The organism is Chryseobacterium sp. (assembly GCF_019236175.1).
In the GTDB taxonomy this organism is placed as follows: domain Bacteria; phylum Bacteroidota; class Bacteroidia; order Flavobacteriales; family Weeksellaceae; genus Chryseobacterium.
Genome location: NZ_JAFAJM010000019.1, coordinates 416,611 through 439,288, shown reverse-complemented (window position 1 = coordinate 439,288; position 22,678 = coordinate 416,611). Strand labels below are relative to the sequence as shown.

General features: G+C 37.3%; 13 protein-coding genes. 1 reads left to right on the top strand and 12 read right to left on the bottom strand.

Translation table 11 applies throughout. The features are described from left to right. Positions 1–8 precede the first annotated feature (8 nt). The 5 genes from JO178_RS18175 to tsf form a co-directional block, all read right to left on the bottom strand. Positions 9–3,410 (bottom strand): T9SS type B sorting domain-containing protein, encoded by a 3,402-nt coding sequence (locus JO178_RS18175; protein ID WP_291938822.1) that lies wholly within the window; start codon positions 3,408–3,410, stop codon positions 9–11. Positions 3,411–3,522: 112 nt separating this feature from the next. Then, complete coding sequence (locus JO178_RS18170; RefSeq protein WP_291938819.1) at positions 3,523–6,375, bottom strand: T9SS type B sorting domain-containing protein; 2,853 nt, start codon at positions 6,373–6,375, stop codon at positions 3,523–3,525. A 137-nt stretch (positions 6,376–6,512) separates the two neighbouring features. Then, positions 6,513–9,356, bottom strand: a complete 2,844-nt coding sequence (locus JO178_RS18165; protein WP_291938817.1) for a gliding motility-associated C-terminal domain-containing protein — start codon at positions 9,354–9,356, stop codon at positions 6,513–6,515. A 78-nt stretch (positions 9,357–9,434) separates the two neighbouring features. Continuing rightward, on the bottom strand, positions 9,435–12,782 hold the full coding sequence (locus JO178_RS18160; RefSeq protein WP_291938815.1) for a T9SS type B sorting domain-containing protein: 3,348 nt from the start codon (positions 12,780–12,782) through the stop codon (positions 9,435–9,437). 195 nt (positions 12,783–12,977) lie between these two features. Beyond that, positions 12,978–13,802, bottom strand: coding sequence for a translation elongation factor Ts (gene tsf, locus JO178_RS18155; RefSeq protein ID WP_291938812.1), 825 nt, complete (start codon positions 13,800–13,802; stop codon positions 12,978–12,980). 143 nt (positions 13,803–13,945) lie between these two features. Here tsf and JO178_RS18150 point away from each other — a divergent pair, with 143 nt between their 5' ends. Beyond that, a complete protein-coding gene (locus tag JO178_RS18150; protein ID WP_291938810.1) occupies positions 13,946–14,704 on the top strand; it encodes a DUF6759 domain-containing protein in 759 nt (252 codons plus the stop codon). Between the two features lie 60 nt (positions 14,705–14,764). Here JO178_RS18150 and JO178_RS18145 read toward each other — a convergent pair whose 3' ends face one another. The 7 genes from JO178_RS18145 to rocD all read right to left on the bottom strand — a co-directional run bounded on the left by JO178_RS18145 (position 14,765) and on the right by rocD (position 22,560). Continuing rightward, on the bottom strand, positions 14,765–15,721 hold the full coding sequence (locus tag JO178_RS18145) for an acetyl-CoA carboxylase carboxyltransferase subunit alpha (protein ID WP_291938808.1): 957 nt from the start codon (positions 15,719–15,721) through the stop codon (positions 14,765–14,767). Between the two features lie 48 nt (positions 15,722–15,769). Then, the gene (gltX, locus tag JO178_RS18140) at positions 15,770–17,278 is read right to left on the bottom strand and encodes a glutamate--tRNA ligase (protein WP_291938806.1); all 1,509 of its coding nucleotides are present in this window, start codon (positions 17,276–17,278) and stop codon (positions 15,770–15,772) included. Positions 17,279–17,512: 234 nt separating this feature from the next. Further along, positions 17,513–18,556, bottom strand: a complete 1,044-nt coding sequence (locus JO178_RS18135) for a glycosyltransferase (protein ID WP_291938805.1) — start codon at positions 18,554–18,556, stop codon at positions 17,513–17,515. Next, complete coding sequence (locus tag JO178_RS18130) at positions 18,553–19,521, bottom strand: lipopolysaccharide core biosynthesis protein rfaS (RefSeq protein ID WP_291938803.1); 969 nt, start codon at positions 19,519–19,521, stop codon at positions 18,553–18,555. Before JO178_RS18130 ends, JO178_RS18135 begins: the two co-directional genes overlap by 4 nt. After that, the gene (locus JO178_RS18125) at positions 19,518–20,507 is read right to left on the bottom strand and encodes a hypothetical protein (protein WP_291938801.1); all 990 of its coding nucleotides are present in this window, start codon (positions 20,505–20,507) and stop codon (positions 19,518–19,520) included. Before JO178_RS18125 ends, JO178_RS18130 begins: the two co-directional genes overlap by 4 nt. 2 nt (positions 20,508–20,509) lie before the next feature. After that, positions 20,510–21,274 carry a DUF5672 family protein gene (locus tag JO178_RS18120; protein WP_291938799.1) on the bottom strand — a complete coding sequence of 255 codons (765 nt, stop codon included), beginning with the start codon at positions 21,272–21,274 and terminating at the stop codon, positions 20,510–20,512. Between the two features lie 35 nt (positions 21,275–21,309). Continuing rightward, the gene (rocD, locus tag JO178_RS18115; RefSeq protein ID WP_291938798.1) at positions 21,310–22,560 is read right to left on the bottom strand and encodes an ornithine--oxo-acid transaminase; all 1,251 of its coding nucleotides are present in this window, start codon (positions 22,558–22,560) and stop codon (positions 21,310–21,312) included. Positions 22,561–22,678 lie beyond the last annotated feature (118 nt).

Here is a 22,678-nt window from a genome sequence, read left to right as displayed (position 1 = left end):
ACAAAGGTCTATCTGTGTTTTACCAGAAGCCAGCTGGAAAACTTCATACTGAGCGTGGAACCATATTCTGTCCAGCTGATGAAATACCAATAAGTTGCGGTGGGTACATATCTCCCGCCAACTCTTCCGTCCCACGTATATCTGTTTTCAGGATTTCCTCTGAAAACTTCAGCTCCATACCGGTCAAAGATTCTGAACTCAAGATTTTCATTGGCCATTAGCGCGGAATAGTTGATTCCCTCATTATACCCATCTCCGTTGGGAGTAATGGTGTTGATAAGGTTTATGATGGCAAATTGTTTTTTAACTTCACCACAAAGCTTAGAATCTCTTACAAAAACGGTATGAGCTCCTCGGGTTACATTCTGAAATACATTTGAACTCTGCCATATCACTCCGTCCAGAGAATATTCATAAGGCGGAGTTCCTCCTGTGACTCCAATTTTTACCGTTGTTCCGTCAATTTCAATAGAAGAAATAACAGGTAAAGGTATTTCCGTTACATTGATATATTGTCTGTATACACAGCCATTATGGGTAAGATCTACCCAGTATGCACCTACACTAACATTGGTGATAGAATGTGTAGTGGCTCCTGTGCTCCATAAATAGGTGTCAAAACCTGGACCTGCGTCTAATGTGGTTGTCATTTTAGGACATACTACCTGATCTTTTAACAGATCTGATTTTTTAGGAACTTTAATGGTGATCTTAATAGAAGCTACTTCAGGGCATACTCCGTTTTTTTCAAAGCGTATATAAAATGTTTGAGAATTGGTAATATTAGCTCCTGCAGAAACCGGATTACTTCCATTCTGTGCATCAGAAAGATTGGCATAAAATGTAAAAGTGACGTTTGGATCTGTAGTGAACAATGCCATGTATTGCGATAAATTAACGGATTTTATTCCATCTAAATTATCATCACAGACATCTTGATTCGCAGATGTTGTTAATAATTGTATGCGGGCTCCGATGCTGAATTGTAAAGGTTTGATAACCGGTGTACAGCCATCCGGTGAGTCTACTCTGATATAAATTGTAGTTGCAGTAGTGTAGCTCCAGTTATTGGGAAGCGTATTGGTATTTCCTGCATTGGCATCAGCCAGATTAGCATAATATCTTACATTCGTAAAATAAGCAGGATTATTTAAAACAATATTTGTTATATTGGAAAGAACGACTGTGACGGTGCCATCCAGATTATCGTCACAAAAAGCTCCGTTATAGTTATCTACTATTACAGCTTTATTAAAAAGTTTAAGGGTGATTTTCGCAATACTTTTACAGCCAATATTGTTTTTTATAACAGCATATACAATGGTTCCGTTTAATGCATTATATGTATTCGGGTTGTTAATGAGTGTTGCAGGATTTTCTGTTTGTGCATCGGCTAGGCTGGGGTAGTAGGTTATGGTAACGGGTGAATTGGAAGTCACATTGGCGATGGGCAGATTAAATGTCCCCTGTCCGTTGATATCACAAACACTTAAAGAAGCATCTGTTACCGTTAAAGACTGGATATTGATGGTTACTGTTATTGTTTCACAATCCGGAAAATCGGGGTCATTCCCACAGAAAGAATAAGTAAAAGTATCAGTTCCTACGGTCCCTGGAGTATTCACCGTATAAGTAATCACTCCGGTAGCGGGATTTATAACGGCAGTTCCCAGAGCGGGAGGTGTTGTAATGGCTACGGTAGAAGGAACCGGTGTTTGTGTTGAGTTGCTAAAAGCCGGGGTAATGGTTTTATCTGTACATGTATTGTAGGTAGCTGTACTTAGTTTTGTACAGTTTACAACTTTATACTGTGCCGTTACTAAAGGGGCACAGCGCCCCATGGTTACAGAACAGGTGTAGTAGCCCGGAGTTGTAGGCGTGATGGATGATCCTGTGGCATTGGTAATAATGATTCCATTCCTGTACCATTGATAGGTATCATAAATAATAGGATCTACGGTGAGGACAATACCAGGAATACAGTTTCCTCCTGATTTCAGGATGACAGGCTGGGTAGGAAATCCGGCAAAAAAACCTCCGTAGCCGATAGCATCACTTCCTGCAGTAATCCCTCCTGTAATTGCTTTATCAGAAACTATGGTAATCGTACCGGTAACATTAGGAATTCCATAGGTTACCCAGTTATTTGTTCCTGTCATATCATAAGGTCCTGCAGACGCAGGGGGGAAGTTACCATTTACAGTTACGACGGCCCCTCTTTCAGTGATGAGATTTAATTTGGTGGGAATATTCAGAATACCGGAAGGGTTTCCGTTTGAGTAAACAAAATTTTCATCAATAAATCCGATTTCATTGATTTGTTTGGGTAAATAACAATTGAGCGCGGGAATAAAATTAAATCCGCCCGTTGCTACCTGATCCTGAGCATTGGAACTTCCTGCCAGTATTTGATATATATAAGCATTTTTAGATGTTTTGACATATAAATTATAATGTCCTGCAGTTCCCTGCAACATATATTTATTGTCGGGAATTACGAAATACTTTCCTGCGTTGATTGTTGCTAAAGGCAGAATTTCATTATTTACAAAAATCTGGGTATTGTCTTCAGTGGCAATTACTACAGCGCCTTCCATATTGGTTCCGGGGGTGCCATTACCCTTTACCAGGGCAAATTCATTCCCAAGCCTGTCTACAGGAACAGCCTGATCCATTAAGATGTCAGAGCTTGAGGGGTAGTCACCTGCATATTGCCCGTTAAAATTTCCGTTGGTTACATTGATTGGTTTATTGGCGGTAATTTTGGCACCGATAAATCCGTCGAAGTTTCCTGAAAGATCTCCAATACCATCAATGATATAAGACTGGCCCTTGTTTAAAGTAAAGGTCATAAAAGGAGTACTGGTTCCTGTAGTTCCGTTTGAAAACTGAACAAGCGGGCTGTATCCGGTGATCGTAACGATTGTGTTGTCTTCAGTGGCGAGTACGCTGGTCATAAAATCCAGAATGGTATTGCTGACTGAAATAGGAGCAGAGGCTGCATAGAAATTTTTTCCGGTAGAAGGAATCCCTTTTGAGGTAATGATTTCTGCGTGGTTATACACCGAAAACCTTAGATTGGCATAGAATGGAAATTCTGCTTTTAAGTAAAGCCCTTTAGTAGTGGGAGTAAACAGGTCAGTCTGAAGGGTGGTAATAATATAGGATCGCAGAACATCAAATTTCTGAGGATTGTTCTTGCTGATATTTACTGTCCCGATCAGTATATTATTATTGTAAATACTAACCGGAAAAGGAGTTGTTCTGTTGGTGGACAAATAGATTTTCTGATAGGGGTTAGGATTTCCGGTCCGGTCTACCATCGGAGCAAACCAGTGCTCTCTGTCTAATTGAGCAAAGGTAAAGGTGAAAATATAAAATATAAATAAAAAAGATAGAATTTTCTTCATTCAGTATTAGTCTTTATCACAAATTTAATAATAAAAAGTATTAAATCGTTAGAAAGATAATAAAAAAACCACGATTGTAAAATCGTGGTTTTGAAAATGTTATCAGGTAGTATTATTCTCTGTTTTTTACTAAAATCCAGCCTGAATATTTTACATTGGTTTGTTTGTTGTTGGGTTCAGTCCAGCCTACTTCATACCAATAGTTTCCTGTAGGGACTCTTTTGTTACCGTCAATTGTTCCGTTCCACTTATATCCGTTGGATTTATCAGCCTGATAAATTTTAGCTCCGTATCTGTCAAAGATATTAATGACCAGATTGTTTTTGTTGGCTAATGCAGAATAGTCGATAGCATCGTTTACTCCGTCGTCATTAGGGGTAATTACATTAATCAGATTAGGAATTGTAAGATCTACTTTGATAGGGGTACAATTGTAATCATCTTTTACGTATACGCTTACATTTCCTCTAGGTAAATTAGTAAATACATTAGATTCCTGCCAGTTTAAGTTGTCAATAGAGTATTTGTACGGAGGGGTTCCGCCTATTACATTTACGGTGATGGTAGTACTGGCAATATCAATATTAGTAATTACCGGCTGTTCTGATGCATATACTTTTACGGTTTGTGTGGTTACACAGTCTCCTGTTTTAAGTTTTACCCAATAAGTTCCTACACCTACATTCTGGATTACCTGAGTGGTAGCTCCGGTGCTCCACAGGTAACCTTTAAATCCTGGGCCTGCATCAAGAGTCGTTTTGCCTTCCATACAGATTATTTTATCTGCTAGAATATCGGATTTTACAGGAGGCAACACAGTAAGAGTTACTTCTGCAACGCTAAAACATCCGTTAGCATTAGTTACTTTTACATATACCACGCCATTAGGAGCGATATAAGTTAACGGATTTAATATTTCATTGGTTCCTGCATTAGCGTCAGCAAGAGAAGGGAAATAGGTTTTAGTAATATTATTCTGTGTGGTAACCAGAGCATTTGTCAGGTTAAATAAACCTGTTGCAGGATTAGATTCAATAAAACAGGTTCTTAATCCGGCATTATTAACGATAGGGCTCTCAGAAACCGTTAAGTTGAGTGTTACTTCTTCACAATCTGTAAAATCAGGATTGTTTCCGCAGAATTTATAAACAATAGTATCCGGGCCTGCATATCCGAAAGTAGGGGCATAGCTTATTACTCCGGTTACAGGGTCAATGATTGCGGTACCATGTGTTGGTTGTGTAAGGATAGTTACCGTACCGGGAACTACTGCTTGTGTAGAGTTTGTAAATGTCGGCACAATTTGTTTTACCACACCACATACTGTATCATCTTTGGTAGTTTTAGTAAGACATGTGTATACTTTGTAAACCGGTGTAATAACTGGAGTACACGATCCAACGGTGATTCTTACGGTGTAATTACCGGACTGAACAGGGGTATATGAATTTGAATTTGCTCCTGGAATAGGGGTGTTGTCTTTAAACCACTGGTATGTATCAAAGCTGTCACCTACTTCCAGAACAAGGCCTGGAATACAGTCTCCGGTTTGTTTTGCGATTACAGGAATAGATGAAAACCCTGCAAAATAACCACCATATCCAACAACACCACTTCCTCCTGAAATACCTGCAGTTACAGCTTTTGTAGAAGTTATGGTAACGTTTCCGGTGATATCGGGAATAGAATAGGATACCCAGTTGTTGGTGCCGCTTACAGGATATGGTCCCTGTGAAGCAGGTAAGGCCGCTCCGTTTACTGTAACGGCTGCTCCGGTTTCAGTAAGAATATTCAGTTTTACAATATGACTGGTAAGGGTTGTATAATAAGGTAAATCTTTGATTTTTCCTATCTCGTCAATTTTTCTCGGAAGATAACAATTCAACGGCGGTATATAATTGAATCCAAGAGTTGCATTACTATCAGCAATACCTGCCATTAACTGATATACATATACATTTTTTGTAGTTCTGATGTACATGTTGTAGTGGTTGTTCCCCTGGTTAATATAATTAGTGTTACTTGCTTTATTCACTCTGTAGCTTTCTCCTTCATCAAGAGTAACAACAGGCGCAGTAGCGTTGTTAATGAATACCTGAGTTCCGCTTTCAGTGGCAACGATTAATGCATCTTCCATTCTTTTGGCAATATTTCCGTTACCTTTTACCACTACGAATTCGTTTCCTAAACGGTCTACCGGCACAGATTGGTCCATAATAATATCGGAACCATCCCAATAACCGGTTGCAGGTATAGCAAACTGTCCGTTAAAGTTTCCGTTGGTCACAGAAACAGGTTTGTCTGATTCAATTTTTGCTCCTATGAATCCTTCTTTATTCGCATTCTGATCACCTACTCCTTCAATAATATAAGACTGTCCTTTATTAAGGGTAAAAGTAAGGGTAGGGTTGCTTGCTCCTGTCCATCCGTTCGTAAAGACGACATTGGCGTTGTAATTGGAAACCGTAACCTTTGTATTGTCTTCTGTGGCTAAAATACCGGCAGTAAAATTATATCCGCTGTCAGATTCTTCAATAGGTGCGGTAACGGCATAGAATTTTTTTCCGATCCCTGCTTTTCCTTTTGAAGTTAATATTTCACCATGGCTGCTTACAGAAAATCGGTAGGTTGCAAAGAATGGTTTGGTTCCCTTTAGGTATAAGCCTTTATTTCCAGGGCTGAAAAGTTCTCCGGTAGTACTGGCTACCATTCTGTTTAATGGCACATCAAATGTTTGTGGTGCTCCTTTGCTGATCGTAACGGTAGCCAATAATGTATTATTACTATAAATTTCTACAGGAAATGGTGTTGTGGAATCGGTAGAAAAATATAAAGCCTGTTTAGGATCATAGAGCTTGCTTGCTCTGGCTGCCATAGGGGCAAACCAATGTTCTGTGTCTCTTTGGGCAAAAAGCATTTGAACCGCCAAAAATAACAACAGAAAAACGGATAGAGTTTTCTTCATAGACGTTGGATTAGATTTTTACAAAAATAGCAGAATAATTGATTAGTTTTGAAAATATTTTCACAGAATGATTGATATATTAATAAAATAAACCACGATTACTTAATCGTGGTTTACAAAAATATATTTGAAATGAATTATTCTCTATTTTTTACAAGGATCCATCCTGTGTATTTTATGGGAGTTTTTTGTTTATTAGACTCATTCCAGGTAATATGGTACCAGTAGGTTCCGGTTGGAACTTTTTTATCAAAATGCTTTCCGTCCCATTTGTAGTTGTTAAACTTATTTCCTGTGAAGATTGAATTTCCGTATCTGTCGTATACTGAGAACGTAAGGTTCTCTTTATAACCCAGCTCACTGTAATCTATATAATCATTTACATTATCACCATTAGGCGTAATAGCATTTAATAAATTAGGAACTGTAATTTCAACAGCTACAGGAGTACAGTCGTAAGCATCTTTTACATAGAAGGTATGCTGCCCTCTTGTTAACCCGGTGAATACATTGGAGTCCTGCCAGTTAACAGTTCCGTCTACAGCATATTTATAAGGTGTTTTTCCTCCATTTACTATTACTGTTGCTGTGTTATTGTTAAGTTCAATCTGTTGGATAACCGGATCTTCCACCTTTCTGACGTGTACAATTTGTGTCAGGAAACATCCGTTTTTACCAAGAATGACAGAATATTCTCCAACACCAATGTTTCTGATTCCGGAAGTAGTGGCTCCGGTATTCCATACATATGAATCATATCCCGGTCCTGCATCAAGATTTGTTTTGGCATCCATACAAATATACTGATCTATAAGGATAGGAGATTTCTTAATAGGTAGTGGAGTTAAAGTGATTTTTGCATTGGCGGTACAACCTTCCGTTGTTGTTATTTTTACATATACAATTCCTCCTGTTGACGGGAATTTATCCGGTGTTGTGATCTCATTAATTCCTGCATTAAGGTCAGCAAGTGTACGATAATATTTTTTAACAACAGAAGTATAATCGGTTACTTTAGCTTTAGTAAGATCAAAATAGGCATAAGGGTCTACATCGTACCAACATGCTGTAATCGTAGCATCCTGTACAATGAAAGGAACTACGGTAAGTTTTAAAGTGATTTGCTCACAATCTATAAATTCAGTAGCGGCACCACAGAATTTATACACGATAGTGTCTGGTCCAAGGTAACCTGCATTAGGGGTATAAGTAATCTGGCCTGTAGCAGGATTGATCACGGCTGTACCCTGAGCAGGGGGAGTCAGGATTACTACTGTTCCGGGAGCAGGCGTTTGTGTAGAAGACGTAAAAGCAGGAGTAATCACCTTCGTGGAACAGGCGTTCAATGTTTGTGTCGTCTGTTTTAAACAGGTTTGTACTTTATAGATAGGGGTAGTAACCGGCGGGCATGTTCCCATTGTCACTTTCACAGTATAGTTTCCGGATTGTGTCGGAGTATAAGTATTAGCTGTTGCTCCGCCTATAGCAACTCCGTTTCGGAACCATTGATAAGTTTCATAGCCGTCATCCAATTCAAGAATAATACCCGGAACACATTCTCCGGTTTGTCTTGCAATAACAGGAATTGAAGAGAAACCTGCGAAATATCCACCATACCCTACGGCGCCACTTCCTCCTGCAATACCGGCAGTAACTGCTTTGGTAGATCCGACAGTAACATTCCCTGTTATATTAGGAACAGAATAAGACACCCAGGCGTTAGTTCCTGTAACAGGATAAGGTCCCTGTGTAGTAGGAAGGGGATTATTATTTACCGTAACAACAGCTCCTGTTTCTGTAAGGATATTTAATTTTACTGTATTAATCGTCGGAGGTAGAATATTAACCATAGAGATTTCATCAATCTTTCTTGGAAGGAAGCAGTTCAATGGCGGAACATAATTGTAGCCTTCTGTAGCTGTATAATTGTCAATACCTGCTAAAAGCTGGTAAACATAGACATTTTTTGTCGCTTTTATGTGCATATTATAATGGCCGTTCCCCTGGTCGATATATTTATTTACAAAGGTTGCATTGGGGCCTTCACATGCACGAACCCATTGCCCTTCATTCAGTGTGGCGATAGGCGTTGTGGATCCGTTTACAAATACCTCGGTATTGTCTTCTGTGGCAATAATCAAGGCGTCTTCATCTCCATCGGTTATACCACCGTTTCCTTTTACCAGAACAAATTCATTTCCTAGTCTGTCGGTAGGTACAGATTGATCCATTACAATATCAGAGCCGCTTCCTTTAAGGTTGGGTAATGCAAACTGGCCATTAAAGTTTCCATTGGTAACAGAAATCGGTTTATCGGAAACTATTTTTGCCCCAATAAATCCACTGGCATTTGCTCCTGTATTTTGAAGCCCTTCAATAATATATGCTTTTCCTTTGTTTAGGGTAAAAGTCATTGTTGGATTGGTCGTTCCGCTGGTACTATTTGAAAACTGAACACCAGCAGCATATCCTGAAACGGTTACAGTCGTATTATCTTCTGTGGCTAAAATTCCGGTGGTGAAGTTGAGGAAACTGATCGTTTGTCCGGTCATTGGAGTTGCTGCTGCATAGAACTTCTTTCCAATACCGGCTTTCCCTTTGGAGGTTAATATTTCTCCATGGCTGGAAACACTGAATCTAAAGTTTACGAAATAGGGTTTAGAACCTTTGGTATAAAGACCTTTGCCTACTGACACAAACTTTTCATTAAGGTTGGAGGTAATCATATACTCAGTGTTGATAGAGTAGACCTGAGGATTACCCTTGCTTATTGTTACCGTGCCCAATAGCGCATTATTACTATATATTTCTACAGGAAAAGGAACTGTTGAATCCGTAGAAAAGTATAATGCCTGCTGCGGGGAGGAAAGGGCTGATGCGTTTGCTGCCATTGGAGCAAACCAATGCTCAGTGTCTCTTTGGGCAAAGAGTGTATTAATAGTCAAAAAAATTAATACAAAGCTGAGTAAAAATCTTTTCATGTGTATGGAATTAGGATTTCTACAAAATTAAAATAAAAAATGAAATATTGTTAATGAAAATTAAGTAATTATTAACAATTACTCTCGATTCTTAATTAAAATCCAGCCGGAATGCGAAACTGGTAATTTTGTATCAGGCTCTATCCATTTAAGAACATACCAATAAGTTCCGGTTGGAAGGTTTCTGCCGTTGGCCTTTCCATCCCATATATAATTTTTATCAGATGATTTATAAATCTGGGCTCCGTATCGGTCTGCTACTTCAATACTCACATTTTGTTTTATTCTTAAATCCGTATAATTAAGAACATCGTTGATACCGTCACCATTAGGGGTAATGGCATTCACCAGATTAAGAACCAGAAATTCTTTAATCACAGGACTACATCCGTCTGATCCTAACACATACATGGTATGAATTCCTCTTGATAACCCGGTAAACACATTAGAGGTCTGATAATCAATACCATTGAGTGAATACCTGTATGGGGCCGTTCCTCCTGTTACATAAACCGTTGCCGTAGCATTAACAACATCAATTCTTGTAATGGTTGGAGCTTCTGCAGTTGAAACAGTAACAGTCTGACGGTATACGCATCCATTGAATCCAAGATCTACAAAATAGGTCCCTGCACCTACGCTCGTGGTTTGTGTTGTTGCTCCGTTACTCCATAAATAGGAAGAAAACCCGGGTCCTGCATCTAAAATAACTTTTTCACTTGAACAAATTACCTGATCACGAAGGCTCCCGGATCTTTTGGGCGATTTTAGAGAAAGTGTTAAAACTCCTGTATTAGGACATGATGTGTTACTTTGAAACCTGATATAAATGACTTTTACAGAGGTAAGAATCTGGTTTGCTGCAATAGGGTTTATTCCTGCCTGAGCATCAGCCAGTGAAATGTGGAATGATAAAATGACTCCAGGATCTGTGGTAAATAATGTTTTATAGTCATTGAGATTAACGGCTTCAGATCCGTTAAGGTCATTGTCACAGATTTCAGCTTTTACATCATTTGTAATCAGTGGAATTTTATTTCCGATCGTAAAGTTAATCTGTCCCATAGCCGGAGGGCAGTCTCCCGTAATGGCAGCTACTCTTACATATACGGTTGTGCTTGCCGTATAAGTCCAGTTGGCAGGTAATGTATTTCCGTTTCCTGCGTTAGCATCTGCCTGGTTAAGATAATATCTAACATTGAAGTTGGCTGGGTTGGTAACGATTTGCGAAGTTACATTAGTAAAGTTAACGCTGACAATTCCATCAAAATTATCATCACAGATATTAGCATTAAAGTTATTAGTGTTGATATTAGGTGAAGGCGTAGTCGTTAAAGTAATCATTGCTGTTTTAGAACATCCGTATGATGATGTTACATTGGCATATACTATTCCCGGCGGAGCAGAATATGCTGCAGGATTAGTGATCTGGCCTGTTAAGTTAGCATTGGTAAAATAAGTAATGCTGATTCCTGGCTCGGTAGTAAGGGAGGCTGTTGTCAGATTAAAGGTTCCGTTCCCGTTATTAGCCGCACAGGAAGATAAAGAAGTATTATTGGTCTGAAGAACTTTAATATCCATTACAATTTTAAAGTATTCAAAAGAAGCCGGGCTTCCGGTTCCCTGAATATAATAAATAAAAGTATCCGTAGTATCAGTCGTAAGACCTGTGTTGGGAGTATAAGTAATTTGCCCTGTTGCAGGATTTACGGTTGCTGTACCATAGGCAGGTGGTGCAATAATACTGGTGTAGGCAGGATCTATGGTTTGGGCTGAACTGGTAAATGCGGGAGCAATTGTCTTTGTATTACATGATCCTATAGGGTATGTAGTTGTTGTAATAGGTGGGCATACTGTATAATCATATTCTGAGGTCATTCTTGATTCACAGTTGTTTTTGGTGATATAGCATGTGAAAATTCCCGCTCCGTATAATTCCGGATTAATGAAATAAGAAGTAGCACCGGGAATCTGAACTCCGTTAAAATACCACTGATAAGCATCATAGCTGTTGTCTACTTCAAGGCGGACTCCTGCATAGCAGTCACCTGTTTTTGTAATCGCCGGAACAGAAGAGAATCCTGCGAAATATCCTCCGTATCCTACAGCACCGTTTCCTGCGGCTATTCCTGCGGTTACGGGTTTGTTGGAGGCTATAGTTGCATTACCTGTTACACTGGGAATAGAATAAGTTACCCAGTTAGGATTTCCGGTTACAGGATAAGGTCCGTTAGCGGCGATGATAGGGTTTCCGTTATAGGTTACCGAAGCACCGGTCTGGGTAATAATATTAAGTTTGGTTCCGTAAGATGTATTTCCGATTTTATCGATAAAACCGATTTCATTGATTTCTTTGGGTAAAAAGCAGCTTAGTGGCGGGATAAAATTCATACCACCTGTCGCATAAACCGTACTTCCGGAAGTTCCTGCCAGAAGCTGATAGATATAAACATTATTATTAGCCGAAATACTCATGTTATAATTACCATTCCCCTGGTTGATATAGTTGGTTCCCTGTACAATATAATATTGTCCCGTATTAAGAGTAACGCTGTTGAGCACGTTTCCGTTGACGGTAAGTTTGGTATTGTTAGCTGTAGCCACTACTAAAGCAGCTTCCATTCCTGAATTGGCAGGGCCGTTTCCTTTTACCATCACAAAATCTTTTCCCAGTCTTTCCACAGGAACAGACTGATCCATTACAATGTCTACATTGGTACTATTCTGGGTTGTATAAATACTGTTAAAATTTCCATTGGTTACGGATATAGGTTTTGTGGCTGTAAGTTTGGCTCCTATTAATCCTGTTAGATTGGCTGAAGCTGTAGAACTTACCGCTTCAATAATATATGATTTACCCTTATTCAGAGTAAACGTTCTTGTAGTAGCCGAAATACCGTCTGAAAAAACAACATTAGGATTATATCCGGACAAAGTTACTGTAGTATTATCTTCAGTAGCGGTGATTCCTATGGTAGCATTTACATAAGGTTTGGCAGATGTTACTGGTGCTACGCCTACAAAAAAGTTTTTCCCGATTCCGGCTAATCCTTTTGAAGTAATAATTTCTGCCTGATTCGGAACTGCAAATCTGTAACTGGCAAAGAATTTTTTACTGCCTTTTACATAGAGTCCCATAGAAGTAGCTCTGAACAGGCTTGATAATGAAGAGGCGATCATATAATTGTTCGGAACCGTTACCCTTACAGGGTTTCCTTTACTTACCTGTACATTGGAAAATACAGCATTGTTATTATAAACCTGTACGGAGAAAGGAGTGGTTTCGTTGGTTGACAGATACAGATAGCCTTCAGGGGTTCCCTGAAGATCACTTGCAGACATAGGAGCAAACCAGTGCTCAGTATCTAATTGTGCATTAACGAATAAACAAAGAAAAGTACAAATAGCTAGTAGAAATTTTTTCATGCGTTATTATAAGGGCCGCAAATTTAAGTATTAAAAATTGATTTTTTGCATAAAAAAATTCTTTGAAATTCAGATTATTATGTAATTGTTGAATATTTAAAATTCACGTTACACAACGTTCATATTGAGACGTAAATTCCATAAAAAAATCCCGATGAATTTCATCGGGATTGTTATTTTGAAAAGATAACTTAATTATAAGCTTACTCTTATAAATCCTGTTACTTTTAGATCTGCATTTACAGATTTTACATAATCAGCAACTGAGATACTTGAGTCTTTAATAAAGTCTTGGTGTACCAAAGTGTTGTCTTTGTAGAATCTCTGCATTTTACCTTTCAAGATATTATCGATAATGTTTGCAGGCTTACCTTCTTCAGTAAGTTTGTGTCTCTCAATCTCTAATTCTTTGTCGATAGTTTCCTGAGAAACTTTAGTTTCGTCAAGAGCGATAGGGTTCATCGCAGCAGCTTGCATAGAAACAGCTTTAGCAACTTCGTCAGCTCCGTCTACTTTAGCAGAAAGAGAAGTGATGGCAGCAATTTTGTTTCCAGCGTGGATATAAGCACCTAGGAATGGTCCTTCGATTCTTTCGAATGTACCGATTTCGATTTTTTCACCGATAACACCTGTCTGCTCGATTAATTTCTCAGCAACAGTCATTCCGTGGAAATCTGTAGCTAATAATTCTTCTTTAGTAGCAGCAAAGATTGCCATTTCAGCTAATTCGTAAGCTAGTTCTACGAAAGCTTCATTTTTACCAACGAAGTCAGTCTCGCAGTTCAAAGAGATAATAGCACCTAAAGTGTTATCTTCATTTACTCTTGCGATTACAGCTCCTTCAGTAGATTCTCTGTCAGCTCTGTTAGCAGCAACTTTTTGTCCTTTTTTTCTAAGGATATCTACTGCTTTTTCGAAGTCTCCTTCAGCTTCAACTAGAGCTTTTTTGCAGTCCATCATACCTGCACCTGTTTGGTTTCTTAATTTAGCTACGTCTGCAGCAACTGGTGTATAAGACATAATATCTATTATTTTTTATTTAAGATTAGTATTAATTTTTAGCTTAATTTTAGAGCAGTGCAAAGATAATGATTTTAATGATAAACTAAAAAATGACTTTTCACGTTATTAATATATTTAATACTATTTTAAAGTTTTAATTAATGAAAAAACTCTTCCTTCTTCTGTTTGTATGTATTTTTTCTCTTGGTTTTTCCCAAAAAAAGAAAAAAACGAAATCTAAAGCTGTTGTAGAAAAAGAAACGGTCATCATTTATACGGAACAGGAAGCGGAAACTTCAAAAGAAGCGAGAGTAGTGGCAGGCTTTCTGAAACAAAATCCCGGTCATGCCAAAACCGATTATTTCAAAAGAAAACTGATGGAAATTATTATGGCCGATAATTCTCCCGAGGCCAAACCTACCATTAAACCTATCAGTAAAGAGAAAATAGAGAAGATCGTTAAAAATAATGAATTGAATAGTGGTAAAGTGATTACCGCCAATAAGGCTTCTGCTGCTAATCCTTCTGTAGCAAATAATACAGCTGCGGCCATCAATGCCCTAAAAGAAGAGAGGAGTGTAAATTATGCTTCAGTAAGTACTGCAAAAACGGCAGGGGTTTCAAAATCAGAACCAAGTGAAGATAATAAAAAGACGGCAGCAATGCTTACCCATATTTTTAATAATGACATCAATAAAAATGAAGCCTATATCAATATTAAGAATAGGTCAAAGTGTAATCTGGTAGTGAAAATCAGTGGGAAAAAATATTACAATCTAAGTGTTCCGGCTAACGGACAAAACTTTATTCTGATAGATAAAGGAGAATATGTGTTGACTACTATGGTATGCGATGCCAAGTATTCTTCGTTAAAGAAAATTACTCAGGATATTGAAATTGCACTCAATGTTGCTGATTAGAAGAAGAAAATAAAAGCTAAAAAAAAGGTTAAGAAATCATTTCTTAACCTTTTTATTTTTTTATCCTTTAAACTGGCCCATTGCAATGAATTTATCCTGTCTCTGGGTTTCAAGCTCCTGTCCTGTAAATTTGGAAAAAGCCTTGATATTTTGTAAAATAGAATTTTTTAAATTTAAATAAGTCGTCTCTGGGTCATACTGAGCACCTCCAAGCGGTTCCTCAATAATTCCGTCGATAAACTTTTCTCTTAATGCATCCTGTGGAGTAAGGTTTAATGCATTGGCTGCATCTTCTTTGTGGTCCCAGTTTCTCCATAAGATTGAAGAGCAACTTTCCGGTGCAATTACAGTATACCATGTGTTTTCCAACATATATACTTTATTTCCAACACCAATTCCTAATGCTCCGCCACTGGCTCCTTCACCGATAATGTAAGTGAAGATCGGAGTCTTAAGCTGAACCATTTCAAAAATATTTCTTGCAATAGCTTCTCCCTGTCCTCTCTCTTCAGCCTCTAATCCTGGGTAAGCCCCCGGTGTATCCACCAAAGTCACCACAGGAATATTGAATTTTTCAGCAAGCTTCATTAGTCTTAAAGCTTTTCTGTATCCTTCAGGATTGGGCATCCCAAATCTTCTGTGCTGTCTTTCTTTAGTCGTTCTTCCTTTTTGAGTCCCTATGATCATTACTCTCTGACCATCAAGGGTAATCAATCCTCCAATCATTGCCGGATCATCAGCGAAATTTCTGTCTCCATGAAGTTCTAAGAAACTGCCTTTATCAGCCATTCCGTTGATATAGTCCAATGTATAGGGACGGTCCGGGTGACGGGACAATTGTACTCTTTGCCAAGGTGTAAGATTTTCATAGATTTCTTTTTTCTTTTCTAAAATCTTATCCTCAATCTGGCTGCATGCTAATTTTACATCAACACCACTTTCTTCTCCTACTAAAGAACAGGTCTGGTATTGATCCATCAATTCTTTGATAGGAAGTTCGAAACTTAAATATTCCATTTCTTGAAGTAAATTAAATCTTTCAAATGTATGAAAAATTATGTTAACCTATTTAAAATTATTAATAGCATTCTTGATTCTGGAGATACTTTCCTCTTTTTCAAGGATTTCCAAAATGTCCGGAACGTCCGGTCCTTTCAGTTCTCCTACTAAAGATAAACGCAACGGCATCATCACTTTACCCATTCCCAGTCCTTTGCTTTCTGCAAAATCATGAACCGTTTGTTTCAGTGCTTCAGCATTAAAGTCTGCAGATTCTAATGTTGTGGCAAGTTCTCCCAAAATAACAGAAGTTTCTTCGTTCCATGCTTTTTTAGAGGCTTTTTCATCATATGAAACAGGTGCTTCAAAGAAGAATTTTCCATTTTCATAGATGTCCTTGGGAAAAGTAGCCCTCTCTTTCATCAGTTGAATGACTCGCAGTAGCTTCTCATCTGAAACAGCTGAAAGATCAAGATCTGTGTTTTTAAGAATCTGAAGAAGCTCTTCATCAGATTTCATTTGAATATACTGATGATTGAACCATTCTGATTTTTCTTTGCTGAATCTGGCTCCCGCTTTATGTACTTTATGAAGATCAAATTCTTTAATCATTTCCTCAAGAGGAAGAATTTCTTTATCATCTGCAGGAGACCATCCTAATAAAGCCACCATATTGATGAAAGCATCAGGAAGATAACCGTTTTCTCTGTATCCTTTAGAAACGACTCCTGTTGCAGGGTCTTTGAAATCAAGAGGGAATACAGGGAATCCGAATTTATCACCGTCTCTTTTGCTTAATTTTCCTTTTCCTTCGGGTTTTAAAATCAGAGAAAGGTGAGCAAATTGTGGTGCTTCCCACTGCATTGCCTCATATAATAAGGTATGCAGACCTAAAGATGGCAACCATTCTTCACCACGAATTACATGAGAAATTTCCATTTCATGATCATCGATGATGTTAGCAAAATGATAGGTTGGCATTCCGTCATTTTTGACAAGCACTTTATCATCCAGCGTATTGGTATTTACTGAGAATTTTCCACGGATGATATCTTCCAGATTTAATATTCTGTCAACAGGCATTTTAAATCTTACAACATAGGGCGTTTTAGCATCCAGTAACTGCTGAACTTCTTCTTCCGAAAGTGCAAGATTGTTTCTTAAACGGTTTCTTGTTTTGTTATCATAAGAGAAAACATCACCTTTAGCTTCAAATTCTGCACGTATAGCATCCAGTTCTTCCGCTGTGTCAAAAGCAATGTAAGCATAATCCGTCTTTAAGATCTGCTCTGTATATCGGTCATAGATATCTCGTCTTTCAGATTGTCTGTAAGGAGCAAATTTTCCTCCTTTCTTAGGACTCTCATCAGGAATGATTCCGCACCATTCTAAAGCTTCTTCAATATATTCTTCAGCTCCTTCTACGTATCTTGCAGTATCTGTATCTTCAATTCTCAATACAAACTCTCCGCCTTGATTCTTTGCAAAAAGATAATCATATAATGCGGTTCTTACGCCTCCCAAATGTAAAGGTCCTGTAGGACTTGGAGCAAAACGTACTCTTACTTTCTCCATTTTCAATTTTAATTTTTGCAAATTTACTTAAAATTATGCGTTTACCGAGGATTTATAATATAGATTCCAACTTCCTTTACAATGTCCTCAGGAATCCCTGAATAAAAGACTTCTTGCCATTGAATCTTGCGGGATTTTAACAATAAACAGATGAAGATTCTTTGTGTAAGCAAACATATAAGGGTTCATACAATAAAAAGCCGGTTGTAAGCCGGCTTTTTATTGTATATTGTTTTAATTCACTCTGTTCATAAAATCATTCCAACTACGGAGAATGTCCCTTTCTTCATTCCTGAAATTATAGTTTTCCGAAACAAAATCAGAAGCAGCCCGCCCTTTTTGAAGAAATTCCCGGGAATTAGTCTCGTAAGCACCAATAGCTTCTTCTATTTTTTGAACAAACTCAATAATATTACCATCTTCTACAGGGGATGAAAATTCCGGTTTGAAATACTCTTTTCCGGCCTGACCTTGATAACCAACTACATAACATCCGCAAGACATTGCTTCTATTGGAGGAAGCCCAAATCCTTCCTTATGATTAAAACTTAAGAATAATGCTGAGCGTTTAAGAAGTTCAGCAACTTCTGTTTCACTCTTATTATCAATAGGAACAATCTTCCATCCGGAATCAGGATTTCTGGATTGGAAAATATTAAGAATCTGAGTACTGTCTTCAGCTAATTTTCTGGGCATGAAGGTTATTGTTTTTTCCTTTTTCTCAGAAAAATTAAAAATCTCAGCATTAATGCCAAGATGTATTCTGTGGACAGGGGTGTCGGGAAATGCAGCCTGAATATAATTCCTGGAGTCTTCAGAAACTACAATAGTACCCAATGTGGTATTGTGATTATAGGGAAATTCTTCAGGAGAAGTTCCTAAAGGAAACCCATTGAAAGAGTAATAACAATTCTGATTAAAAATTACCTTTTTGGTATGAGGTTCTATCTTGCTGATATTGCTGTAAATTTCAGGAAAAACAAGGATTGAATCTGCTTCGATACTGAAACTGGTCTTTTTCAGGAACATTAGCTTTAATCTTTTAGAAACACTCAGCTTGTTTTTATTCAGATATTTAATCAGTTTAAACAGATAAGGATTATGAACGACCTTTGTTGTATTGGGAAACCATTGTTCTCTATGACCTGCTTTTTTGTGTACTACAGCTGCATTGAATCCGTTTTTATTAAGGATATCCACCATTCTGTAGATTTGTTTTACTCCACCTGAAGGATGAGGATTAGTAGGGCAGACAAAATATAGTTTTTTTGAGATCATAAGTCTAAAATGGTATTTATCCAGTTTTTAAAAGAATATTTTTCCCTAATGTTTTTCTCTACTTTTTCGTAAGGACTTGTGAAAAACTCGGAAGGGATCTGTATATTGTTAATATTTTCAATTACAAAAATATTATTAGGATTGTAAAAATCATAATTTTTAATCGCTTTATTTGTTGTAATCAGTTTTTTTTCTGATCCTAAAGCATCAAAAGGCCTGAAGGATAATCCCGATTGGTTTTCATGGGCAAGGTCTAATAATATTTTCCCTTTTTCATTAACCTTATAAGATTCATTGAATGGAATAATATTAGGAATTTTAATGATATTATTTTCAATTTGTGGATCTACACTAAAATCACGGGGATGATAAATAAAAGATTTGATATCTATATGTTCTTTATTCATCTGATTGATGATTTGGGTTAAATCATCAAAACGTTTATCAAAGGTTCCTAAAAAAACGATCTCATGAACCGGATTGGGTGAATACAGTTCTTCATTAAAATAAAAATTACTGATTTTTTTTAAATTGTAATTTTTACAGTCATCAGCATCAAAGCTAAAAGCCAGATCATAGTAGGGGATTGTTTCCTTTTGACCGTCTATTTTGCTAAAACTGTCCCAGAAGACAACTATTTTTTTTCCTCCCTTTTTCTGTACAATGTCATACATTTCCTGATCCAGAATATCAGGACGGTTGACCAGGATATAATCATAAAAATCACTTTGATTCATCTGTCTGATCAGGTGCTCTCTTTTCTTGATGTTTTTTAAATTTTTTCTCAGAAAAGTTTTGGAGAAAAAGTTTTCTAACCTTTCATAAAAATTTCGATATCTGTATCTTTCATTGGTAGCACTTATAGCCATTGAAACATCAAAGTCTGTATGCTTTTTGATCCCGTTAAAGATCACTTCATTAAATCCATAATAATCTGGAGCAATAAATAAAATTTTCTTTTTCATTGTGTTAAAATGCTCGTGATCCAATTTTTAAAACTATATTTTTCATAAGTTTTTTCAGAAGATTCAGTATAGTCTCTTGTTAAAAAATCATTAATTTCAGACAGATTATGATCATTTAAGAGAAACATATTGCTGGAATTATAGAAGCTGTATTTTTTTATCAGTTCATTATTGGTAATTAATTTTTTTCTGAAACCTACCGCCTCAAAGACTCTGAATGAAATTCCATTGTGAATGGAGTTTTGAAAATCGAGAATGATCCTTGAAGCCTTTGCATTTTTCATGTTTTCTTCGAAGCTCATACCGGTTTTGGTGAAATGGATAGGGTATTCACGATATTTTTTGATATGTTTTTCTTTGTTGTAGATGACATTGATGTTCGTCTTCAGATTCATTTCCTGAAATAATACAGAAATTTTGCAAAGTTCCTCAATACGGTCCTTCATAAAGGTTCCGACAAAAAACAAATCCTGTTTGATCTCGGAATGATCAGGCAGATAATCAAAATAAAAATTATGAATATGTTTGGTCTGTGGATATCTTATCGTATCCCTTTCATCAAATACAAAAAAACGGTCAAAATATTTTATGGTCCCTTCAGCCAGAGGGAATCTCTGCATGCCATCCCACTGATAGGCTACCGTATAAGAGCTTTTCTTCTGAATTTTTGCTAAAACGTTTTTGCTGAATAAATCCGGACGGATAACCAGTGCGTAATCCGCTTGGCTGATTTTATCGAGAAAAAACAGCTGCGGAAGTTCCTTTTTTTCGGCCAGTACTTTAGCTTTAAATGTTTTGTTATTGCTGAATGCTTTCTTATATATATGAATCAAAGATTCTTCAGCGCTAAGTTTTACCTGTAAACAGTCGTGTTCTACAGTAAACACTTTAAAACCAAGATACTCAAGATTTTTTTTAAAAACCTTTGGCAATCCAAAATGATTGGGAACCGCTAATATGATACTTTTATCTTTAAAGTTGTTCATTTCTATATTGAATATCCTGCTTCAGAAAAATAAGGTCTCCAGAAGTCTTTCTCCTTATTCCATCTGTGGCAGCCAAAAGGAAGTTTTCCTTTATTGATGTTCATTGCTTTCTCCTGCTTGTTCTCAATAGAGAAAAGGCAGGCCTCTTTATAACTAGGTTTAGAAAAAACTATACCATTTCTTTCAGGCTCAATACTAAAAAATACATCTTCAGCGTAAAATTGCCCGGAATTTTTAGGATCCAGATAAATTTTTACTACTTCAGGGATTCCTTCAAGTACTTTTATAAAGGTTTCTCTCTTTCTTAAAGACAAGCCTCCGTTTCCTACGGCATTGTAAAGAAGAGATTTGTCCTTTTGCCATTTTCCGTTTCCTTTAAAGTTGATCAAAGATTTGATCCCGGATATGGTTTTATCAAAAAATAATTTAAAAAAAGGAATGTTTTCTGCACTTCGTAGCCAGGGTGCTCCAATATAATCGTAGTCTTTTTGGCACCAGTGTATCAATTCATCCTTAAATATAAAACAGTCAGTTTGATAAATTAGTATGTATTTTTCTGAAAAACTTTTATAAAAGTCAGGATTCATCATAAGCTGATTGTAACCGTAGATCCCCTTAAAGTACTGATCATCAAAACTCAGGAAGGTAGCCTCAAAACTTTTATAAGCTTTAAGAGGGAGGCTTTCAGGATGTATAAATGTGATTTTATAATGTCCTAAAATTTGAAATACCTGATTGAGTGCAATCAAATCATCTCTCTCAGGCATTTCCTTATATATCGGAATAATAATATCTACCAATGTTATTTTGAATATTCTAATACCGTTTTTTCAATGATTTTCACACAATCCAGCAATTGTTCTTCTGTAATAACCAATGGTGGAGCAAGTCGGATGATATTACCGTGGGTAGGTTTGGCCAGCAATCCGTTTTCTTTTAGCTGCAGGCAAAGGTTCCATGCCGTAGAGCTTTCAGGAGTATCATTGATCAGAATAGCATTCAGAAGACCTTTTCCTCTTACCTTGGTAATAAGATCTGTTTTTTCAGTAAGTTTTTCAATTTCTGTTCTGAATAATTGCCCGAGTTCTTCTGCTCTTTCAGATAACTTTTCATCTGCCACTACATCTAAAGCAGCTACTGCTACAGCGCAGGCAATTGGGTTTCCGCCAAATGTAGAACCATGTTGCCCCGGCTTAATTACATTCATAATGCTGTCGTTGGCCAAAACAGCTGATACAGGATACATTCCTCCGGAAAGTGCTTTTCCTAAAATCAGGATATCCGGCTGTACTTCTTCATGGTGACATGCAATTAGTTTTCCTGTTCTTGCAATACCCGTCTGAACTTCATCTGCAATGAAAAGCACATTGTGTTTTTTGCACAGTTCAGATGCATTTTTAAGGAAGTTCTCATCCGGAACATATACGCCGGCTTCTCCCTGAATAGGCTCTACCAGGAATGCTGCAATATTTTCTGCTTCTCTGTTTAAAACTTCTTCTAAAGCTGTAATGTCATTGTAGGGAATTTTGATAAATCCGGGAGTAAAAGGACCGTAATTCTGGTTGGCATCCGGATCATTAGAGAAAGAAACAATGGTAGTGGTTCTACCATGGAAGTTGTTCTCACAAACGATGATTTTTGCCGCATTTTCTGAAATACCTTTTACTTCATAGCTCCATTTTCTGGCAAGCTTCACCGCGGTTTCTACGGCTTCAGCTCCTGAGTTCATCGGAAGCACTTTATCAAATCCGAAAAGTGTAGTGATCTTTTGCTCGTATTCTCCCAGTTTAGAATTGTAAAAAGCTCTTGAAGTTAAAGCCAGTTTTTTAGCCTGCTCTACTAATGCTTCTACGATTTTAGGGTGGGAATGCCCTTGGTTCACCGCAGAATATGCTGAAAGAAAATCATAATACCTTTTGCCCTCTACATCCCAGACGAAAACACCTTCTCCGCGATCCAGAACTACTGGAAGAGGGTGATAATTGTGTGCTCCATGCTTGTCTTCAAGGTCAATAAAATACTGTGAGTTTTTTGTTTTTTCTGCTGTTGACATATGTTTGGTTTTTGGCAAAGTTAGTAATAAAAGACTTAATCTTGCAACATATTGAAAGCCTTAGATTAAGCCATTCTATGTCTGTTCAGAAGAGTATCTGGCAGTTCGGAAGATCATT

What these genes read in the sequence shown, in the direction of transcription:
- JO178_RS18120 (WP_291938799.1), bottom strand. Translation starts at nt 21,274, where the DNA reads ATGCCTGAGAGAGATGATTTGATTGCACTCAATCAGGTATTTCAAATT.
- JO178_RS18170 (WP_291938819.1), bottom strand. Translation starts at nt 6,375, where the DNA reads ATGAAGAAAACTCTATCCGTTTTTCTGTTGTTATTTTTGGCGGTTCAA.
- tsf (WP_291938812.1), bottom strand. Translation starts at nt 13,802, where the DNA reads ATGTCTTATACACCAGTTGCTGCAGACGTAGCTAAATTAAGAAACCAA.
- gltX (WP_291938806.1), bottom strand. Translation starts at nt 17,278, where the DNA reads ATGGAGAAAGTAAGAGTACGTTTTGCTCCAAGTCCTACAGGACCTTTA.
- JO178_RS18125 (WP_291938801.1), bottom strand. Translation starts at nt 20,507, where the DNA reads ATGAACAACTTTAAAGATAAAAGTATCATATTAGCGGTTCCCAATCAT.
- JO178_RS18135 (WP_291938805.1), bottom strand. Translation starts at nt 18,556, where the DNA reads ATGATCTCAAAAAAACTATATTTTGTCTGCCCTACTAATCCTCATCCT.
- JO178_RS18145 (WP_291938808.1), bottom strand. Translation starts at nt 15,721, where the DNA reads ATGGAATATTTAAGTTTCGAACTTCCTATCAAAGAATTGATGGATCAA.
- JO178_RS18150 (WP_291938810.1), top strand. Translation starts at nt 13,946, where the DNA reads ATGAAAAAACTCTTCCTTCTTCTGTTTGTATGTATTTTTTCTCTTGGT.
- JO178_RS18130 (WP_291938803.1), bottom strand. Translation starts at nt 19,521, where the DNA reads ATGAAAAAGAAAATTTTATTTATTGCTCCAGATTATTATGGATTTAAT.
- JO178_RS18160 (WP_291938815.1), bottom strand. Translation starts at nt 12,782, where the DNA reads ATGAAAAAATTTCTACTAGCTATTTGTACTTTTCTTTGTTTATTCGTT.
- JO178_RS18165 (WP_291938817.1), bottom strand. Translation starts at nt 9,356, where the DNA reads ATGAAAAGATTTTTACTCAGCTTTGTATTAATTTTTTTGACTATTAAT.
- JO178_RS18175 (WP_291938822.1), bottom strand. Translation starts at nt 3,410, where the DNA reads ATGAAGAAAATTCTATCTTTTTTATTTATATTTTATATTTTCACCTTT.
- rocD (WP_291938798.1), bottom strand. Translation starts at nt 22,560, where the DNA reads ATGTCAACAGCAGAAAAAACAAAAAACTCACAGTATTTTATTGACCTT.